This is a genomic window from Nocardioides sp. NPDC054178 (assembly GCF_055585005.1).
This window is the reverse complement of record NZ_JBVJKY010000009.1, coordinates 17,425-30,952: the sequence shown is the minus strand read 5'-3', so window position 1 is coordinate 30,952 and position 13,528 is coordinate 17,425. Positions and strand designations below refer to the sequence as shown.

The 13,528-nt window shown below is 69.1% G+C and carries 15 protein-coding genes and 1 other RNA gene; 8 read left to right on the top strand and 8 right to left on the bottom strand.

Annotation, left to right across the window (positions count from 1 at the left end; all coding sequences use genetic code 11):
• Nucleotides 1-70 precede the first annotated feature (70 nt).
• The 3 genes from ACZ6WN_RS25915 to ACZ6WN_RS25905 all read right to left on the bottom strand — a co-directional run bounded on the left by ACZ6WN_RS25915 (nt 71) and on the right by ACZ6WN_RS25905 (nt 3,833).
• Nucleotides 71-2,095, bottom strand: coding sequence for an NAD(+) synthase (locus ACZ6WN_RS25915; RefSeq protein ID WP_465868858.1), 2,025 nt, complete (start codon nt 2,093-2,095; stop codon nt 71-73).
• 64 nt (nt 2,096-2,159) lie between these two features.
• Nucleotides 2,160-3,221 carry a 3-keto-disaccharide hydrolase gene (locus tag ACZ6WN_RS25910; protein ID WP_465868857.1) on the bottom strand — a complete coding sequence of 354 codons (1,062 nt, stop codon included), beginning with the start codon at nt 3,219-3,221 and terminating at the stop codon, nt 2,160-2,162.
• A 141-nt stretch (nt 3,222-3,362) separates the two neighbouring features.
• Nucleotides 3,363-3,833, bottom strand: coding sequence for a GNAT family N-acetyltransferase (locus ACZ6WN_RS25905; RefSeq protein ID WP_465868856.1), 471 nt, complete (start codon nt 3,831-3,833; stop codon nt 3,363-3,365).
• A 54-nt stretch (nt 3,834-3,887) separates the two neighbouring features.
• Between ACZ6WN_RS25905 and ACZ6WN_RS25900 the strand changes: the two genes are divergently transcribed.
• Together ACZ6WN_RS25900 and panB are read left to right on the top strand one after the other, a co-directional pair.
• A complete protein-coding gene (locus ACZ6WN_RS25900) occupies nt 3,888-4,424 on the top strand; it encodes a GNAT family N-acetyltransferase (protein ID WP_465868854.1) in 537 nt (178 codons plus the stop codon).
• 95 nt (nt 4,425-4,519) lie between these two features.
• Nucleotides 4,520-5,392 carry a 3-methyl-2-oxobutanoate hydroxymethyltransferase gene (panB, locus tag ACZ6WN_RS25895; protein ID WP_465868852.1) on the top strand — a complete coding sequence of 291 codons (873 nt, stop codon included), beginning with the start codon at nt 4,520-4,522 and terminating at the stop codon, nt 5,390-5,392.
• A gap of 111 nt (nt 5,393-5,503) precedes the next feature.
• Here the strand turns inward: panB and ACZ6WN_RS25890 are convergent, their stop codons facing one another.
• Nucleotides 5,504-6,148, bottom strand: coding sequence for an ion channel (locus ACZ6WN_RS25890; protein WP_465868851.1), 645 nt, complete (start codon nt 6,146-6,148; stop codon nt 5,504-5,506).
• Between the two features lie 43 nt (nt 6,149-6,191).
• On the opposite strand from ACZ6WN_RS25890, the gene ACZ6WN_RS25885 reads away from it, so the two are divergent.
• Nucleotides 6,192-7,406, top strand: coding sequence for a PQQ-dependent sugar dehydrogenase (locus ACZ6WN_RS25885; protein ID WP_465868850.1), 1,215 nt, complete (start codon nt 6,192-6,194; stop codon nt 7,404-7,406).
• Nucleotides 7,407-7,426: 20 nt separating this feature from the next.
• On the opposite strand, the gene ACZ6WN_RS25880 is transcribed toward ACZ6WN_RS25885, so the two are convergent.
• Nucleotides 7,427-7,636 (bottom strand): hypothetical protein, encoded by a 210-nt coding sequence (locus ACZ6WN_RS25880; protein ID WP_465868848.1) that lies wholly within the window; start codon nt 7,634-7,636, stop codon nt 7,427-7,429.
• A 75-nt stretch (nt 7,637-7,711) separates the two neighbouring features.
• On the opposite strand from ACZ6WN_RS25880, the gene ACZ6WN_RS25875 reads away from it, so the two are divergent.
• The 3 genes from ACZ6WN_RS25875 to ACZ6WN_RS25865 are packed head-to-tail and all read left to right on the top strand — an operon-like array spanning nt 7,712 to nt 10,937.
• Nucleotides 7,712-9,244: a circularly permuted type 2 ATP-grasp protein gene (locus tag ACZ6WN_RS25875; RefSeq protein WP_465868847.1), complete on the top strand. Its 1,533-nt coding sequence runs from the start codon at nt 7,712-7,714 to the stop codon at nt 9,242-9,244.
• Nucleotides 9,244-10,173 carry an alpha-E domain-containing protein gene (locus ACZ6WN_RS25870; protein WP_465868845.1) on the top strand — a complete coding sequence of 310 codons (930 nt, stop codon included), beginning with the start codon at nt 9,244-9,246 and terminating at the stop codon, nt 10,171-10,173. Before ACZ6WN_RS25875 ends, ACZ6WN_RS25870 begins: the two co-directional genes overlap by 1 nt.
• A gap of 14 nt (nt 10,174-10,187) precedes the next feature.
• Entirely contained in the window at nt 10,188-10,937 is a 750-nt protein-coding gene (locus tag ACZ6WN_RS25865; RefSeq protein ID WP_465868843.1) for a transglutaminase family protein, read from the top strand.
• A 6-nt stretch (nt 10,938-10,943) separates the two neighbouring features.
• On the opposite strand, the gene ACZ6WN_RS25860 is transcribed toward ACZ6WN_RS25865, so the two are convergent.
• Together ACZ6WN_RS25860 and ACZ6WN_RS25855 are read right to left on the bottom strand one after the other, a co-directional pair.
• Nucleotides 10,944-11,252 carry a 4a-hydroxytetrahydrobiopterin dehydratase gene (locus tag ACZ6WN_RS25860; RefSeq protein ID WP_465868842.1) on the bottom strand — a complete coding sequence of 103 codons (309 nt, stop codon included), beginning with the start codon at nt 11,250-11,252 and terminating at the stop codon, nt 10,944-10,946.
• A 53-nt stretch (nt 11,253-11,305) separates the two neighbouring features.
• The gene (locus tag ACZ6WN_RS25855) at nt 11,306-11,731 is read right to left on the bottom strand and encodes a tetratricopeptide repeat protein (RefSeq protein WP_465868840.1); all 426 of its coding nucleotides are present in this window, start codon (nt 11,729-11,731) and stop codon (nt 11,306-11,308) included.
• An 88-nt stretch (nt 11,732-11,819) separates the two neighbouring features.
• Between ACZ6WN_RS25855 and ACZ6WN_RS25850 the strand changes: the two genes are divergently transcribed.
• Both ACZ6WN_RS25850 and rnpB read left to right on the top strand, forming a co-directional pair.
• Complete coding sequence (locus tag ACZ6WN_RS25850) at nt 11,820-12,011, top strand: DUF1918 domain-containing protein (RefSeq protein WP_045551181.1); 192 nt, start codon at nt 11,820-11,822, stop codon at nt 12,009-12,011.
• 14 nt (nt 12,012-12,025) lie between these two features.
• Nucleotides 12,026-12,375, top strand: an RNA gene (gene rnpB / locus ACZ6WN_RS25845) — RNase P RNA component class A.
• A 270-nt stretch (nt 12,376-12,645) separates the two neighbouring features.
• Here rnpB and ACZ6WN_RS25840 read toward each other — a convergent pair.
• A complete protein-coding gene (locus tag ACZ6WN_RS25840; RefSeq protein ID WP_465868838.1) occupies nt 12,646-13,428 on the bottom strand; it encodes a hypothetical protein in 783 nt (260 codons plus the stop codon).
• Nucleotides 13,429-13,528: the final 100 nt, after the last annotated feature.

Below are 13,528 nucleotides of genomic sequence, written 5' to 3'. Positions count from 1 at the left end.
TCGAGTTATGAAGGTATTTGCTTTATTTGCCTCCAGTGAAGCCATTACCTTCACCCCCGCTCTTGGGCCGTTACTCCACCGGGACCCGGGCCTCGATCTCGGCGAGCCAGGCGGCCGGGGAGGCGTCGGACGGCATCCGCCAGTCACCACGAGGCGACATGGTGCCACCGTTGGAGACCTTGGGACCGTTGGGCAGCGCCGAGCGCTTGAACTGGTTGGCGAAGAAGCGCTTGACGAAGACCTCGAGCCAGGAGCGGATCTCCTTCATCTCGTACGCCGTCCGCTTCTCCTCCGGGAAACCCGGGGGCCACTCGCCGGCTTCGACGTCGTGCCAGGCGTTCCACGCCAGGAAGGCGATCTTCGAGGGCGTGAAGCCGTTGCGGACGGTGTGGAAGAGGGTGAAGTCCTGCAGGGCGTACGGGCCGATCTTCTGCTCCGTCGACTGCAGCACCTCCCCCGGCACCAGCTCGGGCGAGATCTCCTGGTCGAGGATCGCCTGGAGCACCTCGTCGGCGGTGCCGTCGAACTGCTCGGTCGTGATCACCCAGCGGATCAGGTGCTGGATCAGGGTCTTCGGCACGCCGGCGTTGACGTTGTAGTGCGACATCTGGTCGCCGACGCCGTAGGTCGCCCAGCCGAGCGCGAGCTCGGAGAGGTCGCCGGTGCCGAGCACGATGCCGCCGCGCTGGTTGGCGATGCGGAAGAGGAAGTCCGTACGCAGCCCCGCCTGGACGTTCTCGAAGGTGACGTCGTAGACCGGCTCGCCGTCGCCGGCCGGGTGGCCGATCTCCTTGAGCATCTGGGTGGCGGTGGGGCGGATGTCGAGCGTCTCGTAGGTCGTCCCGAGCGCCTCCATCAGCTTGATCGCGTTGGACTTGGTGTCGTCGGAGGTGGCGAACCCGGGCATCGTGAACGCGAGGATGTCGGAGGTCGGCCGACCGAGCCGCTCCATCGCCTTGGCGGCGACGATCAGCGCCTGGGTGGAATCGAGCCCGCCGGAGACGCCGATGACGATCTTGGTGTCCGGGCCGATCGACTGGAGCCGCTTCTCGAGCCCGGAGACCTGGATGTTGTAGGCCTCGTAGCACTCCAGCGCGAGCTTGTCGGGGTCGTCGGGGACGAACGGGAACCGGTCGACCTTGCGGCGCAGCCCGTCGCCGGTCAGCGGCGGCGCGAGCTCGAACTCGATCTCGGAGTGGAAGGTCCCCTCGGCCCGCCGGTTGTCGTCGAAGGTGCCCTGCCGGATCCGCTCGGCGCGGATCCGCTCCAGGTCGACGTCGACCACGGTGCGCCGCGGGCCGTCCGGGAACCGCTCGGTCTCCCCCAGCAGCTCGCCGAGCTCGTACGCCATCGTCTGCCCGTCCCAGGAGAGGTCGGTCGTCGACTCACCCTGGCCGGCAGCGGTGTAGACGTAGGCCGCCATGCACCGCGCGCTCGCCGACTGCACCAGGAGGCGGCGCGCGTCGGAGCGGCCCACGGTGATCGGGCTGGCGGAGAGGTTGAGCAGCACGGTCGCGCCGGCCAGCGCGGCCTTGGCGCTCGGCGGCACCGGGACCCACATGTCCTCGCAGACCTCGACGTGGAAGACGAGATCCTTGATGTCGGTGCACCGGAAGAGCAGCTCGTTGCTCAGCGGCACCTCCTCGCCGCCGAGCATGATGGTGCCGTCGGCACCGTCTCCCGTGCCGTACCACCGCTTCTCGTAGAACTCGCGGTAGGTCGGCAGGTAGGTCTTCGGCACCACGCCGAGCACCTCGCCGCCGTGGATCACGACCGCGGTGTTGAGCACCCGGTCGCCGTGGCGCAGCGGGGCACCGACGACGATCACCGACAGCAGCTCCTCGGAGGCCACCACGATCGCGCTGATCGCCGCGTGCACGGCATCGAGGAGGGTCCGCTGCAGGACGAGGTCGTCGATCGAGTAGCCCGAGAGGCACAGCTCCGGGAAGACCGCCACGGCGACTCCCTCATCGGAGCACTCGCGGGCCTGCGCGATCACCTCGCGGGCGTTGGCGGCGGGGTCGGCGACGGAGATCGGGATGGTGCACGCCGCGACCCGCGCGAAGCCATGGGAGTAGGCGGAGTAGAAGTCCACACCCGGAGTCTAGGCGCGATGGCCCGTCCGGCCACCCGATGCCCGCCGCCGACCAGGTGCGACCTCAGGACAGGTCGCGGATTCGGATGTTCCGGTAGGAGACCACGTCCGGGGTGCTGCCGTGCGCCTGGACCCCGACGTGACCGGTCAGTCCTCGGCTGCTGGAGTCGGGGTCGTTCGGGCGACCGGGGAAGGGCAGCCCGGGCAGGTTCTCGAACTCGTTGATCACGACACCGTTGCGGATCACGGTGTAGTGCTGCCCGACGACGCGGACCTCGAGGTCGTTCCAGGTGCCCTTCGGGGTCGGGCGCGCCTCGGCCAGGGTGAGGTCGGCGAAGCCGTAGATCGACCCGGTCTTGCGGGGGTCGTTGCTGCCGCCCTCCGGCGAGTCGTTGACCTGGATCTCGTGGCCGCAGTTGACCGCGATCCAGGAGAGGTTGCCGGTCTCGCTGCCGTTGTACGTCGTCGGGCACCCCTCGACCGGGCCCCACAGCTCGGGGAAGCGCACCTGGACGCCGCTGTTCCCCCGGGCCGGACCGGGCGCGTCGTCGCGGAACTGGAGTCGCAGCGAGAAGTCGCCGAACTCCCGTGCCGGGTACCACAGGGTCCCGAACCCGCCACCCGCTCCGGCGCGGCTGCGGATGGTGCCGTCCGGCACCAGGTCGAAGCCACCGTCGCCGGCGTACGCCCAGTCCTCGAAGGAGTCGGCCGAGCCGTCGAAGAGCTGGTCGTAGCCGGCGACCTTCCCCACCTGGGAGCGGGCGGCAGCGGACTGCAGCCGGCTTGCCTCGGCCCGCGTGACCTCTCCGGCGACGACCAGATCGGCGGTGACGCCGCGGACGTGTGTCACGAAGGCCCCGTGGTTCGGCCACGTCCGCTCGTCGTCGATGACGTCGTTGATGGTGCAGCCGGAGCGCAGGGTGCTGTTGGCGACACCGCTGTCGAGATCGAGGAAGACCACGTGCGGGCGTGCATCGGGCGCCGGGCAGGTCGTCGACGGCGCCTCGGCAGGAGTCGCGGAGGCGGGTCCGGCGGGTCCGGCCAGGCAGAGGGCGGCGAGGCCGAAGACGACCGACCCGATGGCGAGGCGGGTCCGAGTGCGGCGTGGGTGGAGGAAGTGGGACATCGAGACTCCGAACGTCGGGACGCCGAATGAGATGTGATGCGCGTCACGCCGGATGCTAATGGCGACCGCTGCCGACTTTCAACCGTTTCTGAACGACTTTCGTTGGACGTCTGCGAAAGTCGGGTGCGGGGTGCCTGGGGATCAGTGCGCCGGGCGCTCCATCACGATCTCCTCCGGACCGCCGTCGATGGGGCTGGGGACCGAGGCCGTCTCGACGAAGCCGAGCCGCTCGTAGACGGCGTGGGCGCGGTCGTTGCCGACGAGGTGGGTGAGGCGAACGGGCAGGTCGCCGGCCCGGTCGATCACCTCGGCCAGCAGCGCGCTGCCGGCGCCGGAGCCCTGGGAGTCGGGGAGGACGTACAGCTTCCAGAGCATCAGGTGGTCCTCGAAGAGCGAGTAGGAGGCCATCGCGACGACCCGGTCGTCGATCTCGGCGACGAGCACGGTGCCGGCCCTGATCCCGGGCAGCACCGCGTCGGGGGCCCACCACTTCGCGATGCCCTCCTCGACGTACGCCTCCCCGGTGATCGGCGGATACGTCGCCCGCCAGGTCGTCACCCCGACGTGGATCACCGCGTCGAGGTCCTGCGCCGTCGCCTCTCGCACCCGCATGGACGCGACGATAACCAGGAGCGCCGGGACTGTCGTTCGGTTTAGCGTCGGACCGTGCTGATCCGACGCGAACGTCTCGAGGACGTGGCCGACATCCGTGCGGTCACCGCCGCCGCCTTCTCCGGTGTGGAGCACTCCGCACCGTCGATCGAGCCCGACGGGGTCCCCGGCGAGGCGACGCTGGTGGGGTGGCTGCGCGAGGATCCGGGCTGGGTCCCGGAGCTCTCCCTGGTCGCCGAGGCCGACGGCGAGATCGTCGGACACGTGGTGGCCACACGTGGCACGCTCGCCGGCCGGCCGGCGCTCGGTCTCGGTCCGGTCAGCGTCTCCCCCGCCCGGCAGCGCGACGGCGTCGGCTCCGCGCTGATGCACGCCGTCCTCGGCGCTGCCGATGCGATGGGCGAGCCGGTCGTCGTCCTCCTCGGCTCCCCGGCCTACTACGGCCGCTTCGGTTTCGTGCCCGCATCCTCACTCGGCATCGAGGCGCCCGATCCCTCCTGGGGCGACTACTTCCAGGCACGGCCGCTGGCGGCGTACGACCCGGGTCTTCGGGGCCGCTTCGCCTATGCCTCGCCCTTCGACCGACTGTGATCACCACCACAGCGCGGACGCCACCGTGTCGGCCTACGCTGGAGATAGTCCGTGGACTCCATCAGGGAGCTGCGAGATGACACCAGAAAGGCTCGATGATGAGCACGAACCCCTCTGCCGAGGAGACCGCCCCGTACGGCACCGGTGCTGCCGGGAACGCTCCGGCCAAGCCCGTACGCAAGGTGCGCACGCATCATCTTCGCGAGATGAAGCAGCGTGGCGACAAGATCACGATGCTCACCTCCTACGACATGTACACCGCCCAGATCTTCGACGAGGCCGGGGTCGACCTGCTGCTCGTCGGTGACTCCGCCTCCAACAACGTCCTCGGCAACGAGACCTCGCTTCCGGTGACCGTGGACGAGCTGCTGCCCCTGACCCGCGCGGTCTCGCGCAGCGTGAAGCGGGCGATGGTCGTCGGCGACCTGCCCTTCGGCTCCTACCAGGCCTCCCCCGAGCAGGGCTACCTGACCGCGGTGCGGTTCATGAAGGAAGCCGGCGCCCACTGCGTGAAGCTCGAGGGCGGCGCCGAGATGGCTCCAGTGATCAAGAAGCTGACCGAGGGCGGCATCCCGGTCATCGCCCACATCGGCTTCACCCCGCAGTCCGAGCACGTGCTCGGCGGCTACCGCGTCCAGGGCCGCGGAGACGCCTCCGACCGGGTCATCGACGACGCCAAGGCCGTCCAGGAGGCCGGCGCGTTCGCGGTCGTCATGGAGATGGTCTCCGGTGAGGTCGCCGCGCAGATCACCAAGGAGCTGGAGATCCCCACCATCGGGATCGGCGCCGGCCCCGACTGCGACGGCCAGGTGCTGGTCTGGCAGGACGCCTTCGGCATGCGCAGCGGCAAGATGGCCCGCTTCGTGAAGCAGTACGCCGATGTGAAGTCGGTCCTCTCCGAGGGCGCCGAGGCCTACATCTCCGACGTCAAGGGCTCGACCTTCCCGGGGCCTGAGCACACCTTCTGATCCCTCGGGCGATCTCCTGGGAGCTTCGTCAAGGTATGCAGGCCGAGGCACACATCCCGTGCTGAGTTCCACGAGGGATGTGTGGCTTCGGCTACATACCTTGACGAAGCGTCAGCGGTGGGCCGGCCTGGCGAGGCCGACGAGGCGGGCGACCACGAGCGCGACGTAGAAGACACCGGCGACCTGCTCGACCATGACGACCGAGCGCGAGTGGGGTTGGACGGGGACGATGTCGGAGAGGCCGAGCGAGGTCAGGGTCGTGAACGAGAGGTAGAGCAGCTCGAACCAGGTGCGCTGGGTGTCGAACGATCCCGGCCAGATCACCTGCACGGCCGCGAAGAGATAGGCGAAGGCCCAGGCCACGACCGTGAACGCCGCTCCGGTCGCGAAGAGCTCGTCGCGGGTCACCTCGTCGTCGTGGAAGAGGTAGCGGATCATCGCGTAGGAGACGAACATGTAGAACGGCACGTGGAAGAGCGCCGAGACCAGCACGACCCAGCCCTCGTTCGGCGCGACCGCCTCCCAGACCGCGAAGACCGTCGCCGGCGCACCGAAGAGGATCGCGACCCAGGACAGAGCCGGGGTGAGGCGTACGGCCGCGACCGCCACCACGAGCAGCAGCAGCTGGAGCACGCCGATGCCCGCACGCCCGAGGGTCGAGCCGTCGAGGAACGGGTAGGCCAGGACGGCGACCAGCTGCCCCACGAGCAGCACGGCCGAGGGATGCTCCCGCATCGCTTTGAAGGCGTTCGTCACAACCGCACACCCTAGAGCCCACGCGGCCAGTACCGTCGACACCATGCGCGCTGCCATGGCTCTCGCCTCCGTGATAGCTCTTGGGCTCTCCACCGCCGCCTGCGCCGGAGACTCCTCTCCCGCCACGACACCGCCGCCGCTGAACCCGTCGGGTTCGACCAGTGCGCCGGCGAGCGCGTCCTCCTCGGCTCCCGCGGCCGTGCTGCCGACCTCCGACCGGGTGCCGGAGCTCGATGTGCAGGTGGTCAACGACGAGCTCGACCACCCGTGGGACGTCGCCGACATCGGCGAGGACCGGTTCCTTCTCACCGAGCGCGACCGGGCCGTCCTGTCGCTGGTCGAGGGCGGCGAGCGGCGCGAGATCCCGCTCGAGGACAACGACATCTGGGTCTCCGGGGAGACCGGCCTGATGGGCCTCGAGATCGACCCCGGCTTCGCCGAGAACCGGCGCATCTACACCTGTCAGGGATGGAACGACGGCCAGGACGTACGCGTCATCTCCTGGACCCTCGATGCCGGGCTGACCAGGGCCACCCAGGACCGGACGCTGATCGACGGCTTCCCCACGAGCAGCGGCAGGCACGGCGGCTGCCGGCTGCTGATCAGCGACGACGGTGCGCTGTGGGTCGGCACCGGCGACGCCGCCGACGAGAGGAACCCGCGCAGCCTCGACTCCCTGGGCGGGAAGACGCTGCGGCTCGACCCGGAGACCGGCCAGCCGTGGCCGGGCAACCCGTGGGCCGGCGACGAAGGCCCGCGACGGTTCATCACGAGCTTCGGCCACCGCAACGTGCAGGGCCTGGCGCAGCGGGCCGACGGCACCATCTGGTCGGTCGAGCACGGCCCCGACCGCGACGACGAGGTCAACGAGATCACGCTGGGCGGCGACTACGGCTGGAACCCAGGTGCCGGCTACGACGAGTCGGTGCCGATGACCGACCAGGACCTGCCCGGCAAGCAGATCGAGGCGGCCTGGAGCTCGGGCAACCCGACCGTCGCGACCGGCGGCGGCACCTTCATCCCGGTCCAGGAGCGGTGGGGCGCCTACGGCGGGGCGCTCGCGGTCGCCGTGCTCAAGGACCAGGAGCTGCTGATCCTCTCCTTCGACGAGTCCGGGAAGCTCACCGAGGAGCGGGCGCCCGAGGCGATGCAGGACTACGGGCGGCTGCGTACGGTCTCGCTGGCCGCCGACGGTGATCTGCTCGTCACCACCGACAACGGCGGGGAGGACGTGCTGCTCCGGGTCACCCCGCGCTGAGGGTCACCCGGAGCCGATGATCACCGATCCTCGTTGCCGGCGTCGCCCTCCCAGGCCTTGTCCTCCTTGTCCCAGCGCTCGTTGTTCTCCTGCACGTGCTCCAGCGCTCGGGAGGCCTCCGCGTAGGAGGCGTAAGGGCCGAGGCGGTCCTTGGCCTTGCAGCCCTCGTACGGCTCGACGGTCTTGTGCTTGAGGCAGTAGTAGAACTCGCCCGCGTGCTCGTCGCTCATACTCCCAACCTACCGTTGCCCGAGATGTTCGCGTGGGCAACAGCGCTGTTACACGGATTTCAGTAGGTTGCCTCCATGAGCCAGATTTTCGACGCCTACGAGACTCGGGATCCGGCCTATGACGAGATGTTCGTCGGCCGCGAGCTCCGGCCTCCCTATCAACGGCTCGGCGACTCGCTGGGCCGGCTCAGCGAGTCGGAGCTGATCAGCCGGGTCGAGGCGATGCAGGCCAGCTATCTCGACCAGGGCGTCACCTTCGACATCGGCGGCGAGGAGCGGGCCTTCCCGCTCGACATCGTGCCGCGGGTCATCGAGCGGGACACCTGGGCCACGATCGACAAGGGCGTCCAGCAGCGGGTCAGGGCGCTGGAGCTGTTCCTCGCCGACATCTACGACGAGGGCAAGGTCTTCGACGACGGGGTGATCCCGCGCGAGGTGATCACCACCTCCAGCCACTACCACCGCGCTGCCGCGGGGGTGCACCCGCCCAACGGCGTACGCGTGCAGGTCTCGGGCATCGACCTGGTCCGCGACAACACCGGCGAGTTCCGCGTGCTGGAGGACAACGTGCGGGTCCCCTCGGGCGTCTCGTACGTCATGACCAACCGTCGCGCGATCTCGGCCGCGCTCCCGGAGGCGATCGCCGAGCACCGGATCCGGCCGGTGGCCAACTACCCGCAGAAGCTCCTCGCGGCGCTGCGCGCGGCTGCTCCCGCGGGTGTCGCGGACCCCACCGTGGTCGTGCTGACCCCCGGCGTCTACAACGGCGCCTACTTCGAGCACGCGCTGCTGGCCCGGACGATGGGGGTCGAGCTCGTCGAGGGGCGCGACCTGGTCTGCCGCAACGGGCAGGTGCTGATGCGGACGACCAAGGGGCTGGCCCCGGTGCACGTCATCTACCGGCGTATCGATGACGAGTTCCTCGATCCGGTGCACTTCCGGCCCGACTCGATGCTCGGCTGCGTGGGGCTGATCGACGCCGCCCGGATGGGCAACGTGACGCTGGCCAACGCGGTGGGCAACGGCGTCGCCGACGACAAGCTCGTCTACACCTACATGCCCGACATCATCCGCTACTACCTGGCGGAGGACCCGATCATCAAGAACGTCGACACCTGGCGGATGGGCGATGCGTCCTCCCGCGAGGAGGTCCTCGACCGGCTCGACGAGCTCGTGCTCAAGCCCGTCGACGGCTCCGGCGGCAAGGGGATCGTGATCGGGCCGGCGGCCTCGGCCCGCGAGCTGGAGGTGCTGCGCGGCAAGATCCTGGAGGATCCGCGCTCCTGGATCGCCCAGCCCGTGGTGCAGCTCTCGACGGTCCCGACCTTCACCGATGCCGAACCGGAGGGCGCAGGAGGGCACCGCCTCGGGGCGCGGCATGTGGACCTGAGGCCGTTCGCGGTCAATGATGGCGACAAGGTCTGGGTTCTTCCCGGTGGCCTGACTCGGGTGGCGCTCGCAGAGGGCGAGCTGATCGTGAACAGCTCACGTGGCGGCGGCTCGAAGGACACCTGGGTGCTCGCCGGACCGACGTCGTCCCGGCCGTCCGGCCGGGGTCAGAGTCAGGGTCAGAGTCAGGGCCAGTCTCAAGCGCAGGGGGTTGCGTGATGCTGAGTCGCATCGCCGAGTCGATGTTCTGGATCGGACGCTACGTGGAGCGTGCCGAGGACACCGCGCGGATACTCGACGTGCAGACCCAGCACATCCTCGAGGACGCCGCCACCGACGAGGAGACGGCCTGCCGTTCGCTGCTGGCGGTGATGGGCGTCGAGATCCCGCCCACCGAGAAGGTCGGCCTGCCGCAGATGCTGGACATGCTGGCGTACGACACCACCGCACCGACCTCGATGGCCTATGCGCTGGGCGCCGCCCGGGAGTCGGCCCGCGGGGCTCGGGAGACGCTCTCGGTGCCGTTGTGGGAGGCGCTCAACACCACCTACCGGGCGATTCCGGCCGGCCAGTTCAAGCACATGCGGGCGCCGTTCATCTTCGGCTGGGTGCGCGACCGGGTGGCGCAGATCAACGGCACCGCCGACGCCACGATGATGCGTGATGAGTCCTGGCAGTTCCTGATGCTCGGGCGCTACGTCGAGCGCGCCGACATGACCTCGCGGCTGGTGGCGACCACGTCGCTGACCTCCGCCGGCGGTGCCTCGCAGTGGAACTCGACGCTGCGCGCCTGCGGGGCGTACGACGCGTTCCTGCGGGTCAACAAGGGGGTCGAGACCGAGCAGGCCGCTGCCGAGTTCCTGCTGCTGGACCGGATCTTCCCGCGCTCGGTGGTGCACGCGCTGCAGCGGGCCGAGGGGGCGCTGGACACCCTGGAGGGGACCACGCGCCGCGCCGGTTTCACCGACGAGGCCCACCGGCTGATCGGCCGGATGCGGGCGTCGCTGGAGTATCGCTCGCTCCACGACCTGCTCGCGGACCTGCCCGCCGAGATGGAGCGGCTCCAGGTCACCTGCGCCGAGGCCACCGAGGCGGTCACCAAGCGCTACTTCGCCGGCGCCGAGGCGCTGGCCTGGCAGCCGGTCTGAGGAGTCTGATCGAGATGAGCATGCAGTTCCGCATCGTGCACACCACGACGTTCACCTATGAGCGGGCCGCGGTCGCCTCCTACAACCAGGCGCGGCTGACGCCCCTGACCACGCCCGACCAGATCGTGGTCCACCACCGCATCGACGTCTCCCCCAAGCCGTGGACCTATGAGTACAAGGACTACTTCGGCAACGAGGTCACCGCGATCGAGGTGCTCGAGGCGCACCGGACCCTGAAGGTCTCCGCGACCAGCACCGTCCAGGTCGACCGGAAGCCCGGAGCCGCGCCGGTGCTCACCTGGGAGGAGGCCGCCCTGCCCGGGGTCGCGGACCGGTTCATCGAGTTCCTGGGCCTGCCCCCTGTGGTGGCGCCCGACGAGGAGCTCGCGACCCGGGCCAAGGCGATCGCGGCCTCCGCGGCGCTTCCCGGTGAGGCCGCGGTCGAGATCGCCCGGGCGGTCGCCGAAGCCTCGGCCGCGGCGCCGGACGCCGCCCACCAGCTGCTCGGGGCGCTGCGTACGGTCGGGATCCCGGCCCGCTACGTCTCCGGCTACGTCTACCCCGGCGGCGCCCACTCCTGGGTGGAGTGGTGGGACAACGGCTGGCACGGGATCGACCCCGCCACCGGCACCGAGCCCGGCGACGCGTACGTCGGTGTGGGCACGGGCCGTGACCACACCGACGTCGAGCCGCTGCGCGGGATCTACTCGGGCCCCGAGCAGCCGGCCGTCGAGGTCACCGTCGAGATGACCCGGCTCGCCTAGCCACGCTCAGATCGAGGACTCCGCCGCGAGCGCGTTGATGACCTTCGCCAGCGCGATGTCGCGGCTGGTGACCCCGCCGGCATCGTGGCTGGAGAGCCGGATCTCGACGTAGGGGTAGCGCAGGTCGATGTCGGGGTGGTGGTTGGCCTCCTCGGCCTTCGCCCCGATCGCGTTGACCAGCGCGAGACCGGTGATGAAGTCACCGGTCTCCACGCGGGCCACGATGCTGTCCGGGGCGCCGGCCTCGAACGTCCAGCCCGTCAGCTGCTCCTGGGCGACCTGCTCGGCGGTGAGGGTCGTGGTGTCAGGTTCCATACCCCCACCCTGCCATCGCCGAGGTCGTCGCGTCATCCGGGCCACCGCCGAGCTCACTCCTCGCGCTGCGCGAGCCGGTTGCGTACGCGGTAGACGGCTGCGTGATGGTCGTAGTCGTCGCTCATCACGGCGGCCAGGCGCAGCGGGCCGAGCGCGTCCTCGAGCCGGTCCTGACGCTCCAGGACGCGACCCAGGGAGTGCTGGCTCCACGCGTCGCTGGGGTCGCGCTCGACGAGCCAGCGCAGCTCGGCCTCGGCCTTCGCCAGCTGGGCCCGCAGCATGTAGGCCCACGCCCGCATGCTCCGCAGCCCGAGGTTGTCGGGGTCGTCGGCCAGCGCCGGCTCCAGGATCTCCAGCGCCTCCACCGGGAAACGCCGCGAGAGCAGGTCGTGGGCCGTCCGATAGGCCACCTCGTGCGAGGTCTGGCCCGGGAAGACGACAGCCGGGGCTACGTACTCGAAGTCTTCGTTCTCTGTCATCACACCCTCCGAACGTGATACCCCACCACGGTATTCCATCCGAGCCCGCGATGGGAGCACCATGGTGACGGTTAGGAGGTGAACGCGCATGCACGCATCAGTAGGTGACCACCTCGTCGTCATGGGCCAGCACGTCGGCGACCACATGCGAGAGGCCGAGATCATCGAGGTCAGCCACCCCGACGGCAGCCCGCCCTACCTCGTACGCTGGAGCGACAGCGACCACGAGTCGCTCGTCTTCCCAGGTCCGGATGCCCACATCGAGCCCGCCTCGCACTAGACTTTTCCTGCGGACGGGCTGGCCGGGCGATCGCGTCGTAGAGATACGTCGAGGAAAGTCCGGGCTCCACAGGACAGGGTGGTGGCTAACGGCCACCCGGGGTGACCCGCGGGACAGTGCCACAGAGAACAGACCGCCGCTACCCTCCAGGTAGCGGTAAGGGTGAAACGGTGGGGTAAGAGCCCACCAGTCCTCGTGGTGACACGAGGAGCTAGGTAAACCCCACCCGGAGCAAGACCAGACAGCATGCGCTCGAGGGCTGTCCGCCCGAGCATGCGGGTAGGTTGCTAGAGGCCATCGGCAACGATGGTCCGAGATGGATGGTCGCCGACTACAGAACCCGGCTTACAGGCCAGCCCGTCCGCATTTAGGCCTCTGATCAGGCAGGACGCTGATCCAAGGAACCGTCAGTCCGCACTGAGTCGACCGGCCGGTGACCCGGTTGGCGTCCGACGGGGCACACCGAACCTGCGCATGTCCCCGTCGGCAGAGTTGCTCGGAGGAGAACCCTGCCCCGGCGCCGCCGGATCCTCGCGATGGTCAACGCCATGAAATTCTCCGGGTGGTGATCCGTCCTACCTCGGCGTGAAAACGAGGCTGTCCCCGGCCAAGCCTGCAGGGCGAACCTGAAACGCTAGGTTATCGAGGCTGGCGACGCTCCAACCCTCCCGGAACTTGGCCGACTGTCCTGGCTGGAGCGGTCCTTTACCCCGGAGAGGCCTGTGTCTAAGCCGAGCACCCGATCGCCCGGCTCCGACCCGAAGATGGGACCCCAGTCATACTCAGGGTCTCCAATACCGGCCTCCGTGATGAGTGACGTGTCGAACTCCCCGTTCTTCGACTTGTTCTTGACCGTGATGGTGAAGTAGACGACCACCGCCTGGGTGGCCGCTGCTGGATCTTGGGGCCTGACCTCGACAGGCTCCAACACGGTCACCTCCAGGGGAATCCGCTGCACACAGCCAACACTGCCGCCCCTGCAGGTGAAGTGGACCTCCGTCTGGACGGTCTGGCCGTACTTCGAGTTCCGATCCTCGTCCTCATCGGCGTCCGGCGCCGAAGATGCATCAGCGGTCGACCCCTCTGTCGACCGTTCAGTCGGTGAGTCCGCTGCCTTGGTCGACGTGCTTCGTTCACTCCAGACTCCGATGCCAAGAGCCACGGCGATCACGAGCAGGAAGGCACCCGGCATTAGGAGCTGCCGACGTCTCCGGCGACTCGGCCTCAGCCGTCGGAAGGTCAGCTCAGTCCGGAGCGGACCCTTGTCCTCGCTGACCAGCTCCCAGTCAGCGTTCCCCTCCTTCGCCGCTGTGCTGGCCTCCCTGCCGCGGACCACCTTGACGGTCTTGAACTCATACGGTCCATCATCGTCACCCGTCGGGTTCTCCGACATCCCACCAGGTTCATCGATGTGCACCGCTCTGCATCCTTCGCATCAGTCCGGTGCGGGTGCACCGAAGCAGCCAGTCCCGAGGCCTAGGAGAACCTAGGTCGCCGACATATGCCTTGGGGCCGTT

What these genes read in the sequence shown, in the direction of transcription:
- ACZ6WN_RS25885 (WP_465868850.1), top strand. Translation starts at nt 6,192, where the DNA reads ATGCGCGCTGCCATGGCTCTCGCCTCCGTGATAGCTCTTGGGCTCTCC.
- ACZ6WN_RS25855 (WP_465868840.1), bottom strand. Translation starts at nt 11,731, where the DNA reads ATGACAGAGAACGAAGACTTCGAGTACGTAGCCCCGGCTGTCGTCTTC.
- ACZ6WN_RS25875 (WP_465868847.1), top strand. Translation starts at nt 7,712, where the DNA reads ATGAGCCAGATTTTCGACGCCTACGAGACTCGGGATCCGGCCTATGAC.
- ACZ6WN_RS25905 (WP_465868856.1), bottom strand. Translation starts at nt 3,833, where the DNA reads ATGCGGGTGCGAGAGGCGACGGCGCAGGACCTCGACGCGGTGATCCAC.
- ACZ6WN_RS25910 (WP_465868857.1), bottom strand. Translation starts at nt 3,221, where the DNA reads ATGTCCCACTTCCTCCACCCACGCCGCACTCGGACCCGCCTCGCCATC.
- ACZ6WN_RS25880 (WP_465868848.1), bottom strand. Translation starts at nt 7,636, where the DNA reads ATGAGCGACGAGCACGCGGGCGAGTTCTACTACTGCCTCAAGCACAAG.
- ACZ6WN_RS25850 (WP_045551181.1), top strand. Translation starts at nt 11,820, where the DNA reads ATGCACGCATCAGTAGGTGACCACCTCGTCGTCATGGGCCAGCACGTC.
- panB (WP_465868852.1), top strand. Translation starts at nt 4,520, where the DNA reads ATGATGAGCACGAACCCCTCTGCCGAGGAGACCGCCCCGTACGGCACC.
- ACZ6WN_RS25860 (WP_465868842.1), bottom strand. Translation starts at nt 11,252, where the DNA reads ATGGAACCTGACACCACGACCCTCACCGCCGAGCAGGTCGCCCAGGAG.
- ACZ6WN_RS25870 (WP_465868845.1), top strand. Translation starts at nt 9,244, where the DNA reads ATGCTGAGTCGCATCGCCGAGTCGATGTTCTGGATCGGACGCTACGTG.
- ACZ6WN_RS25865 (WP_465868843.1), top strand. Translation starts at nt 10,188, where the DNA reads ATGAGCATGCAGTTCCGCATCGTGCACACCACGACGTTCACCTATGAG.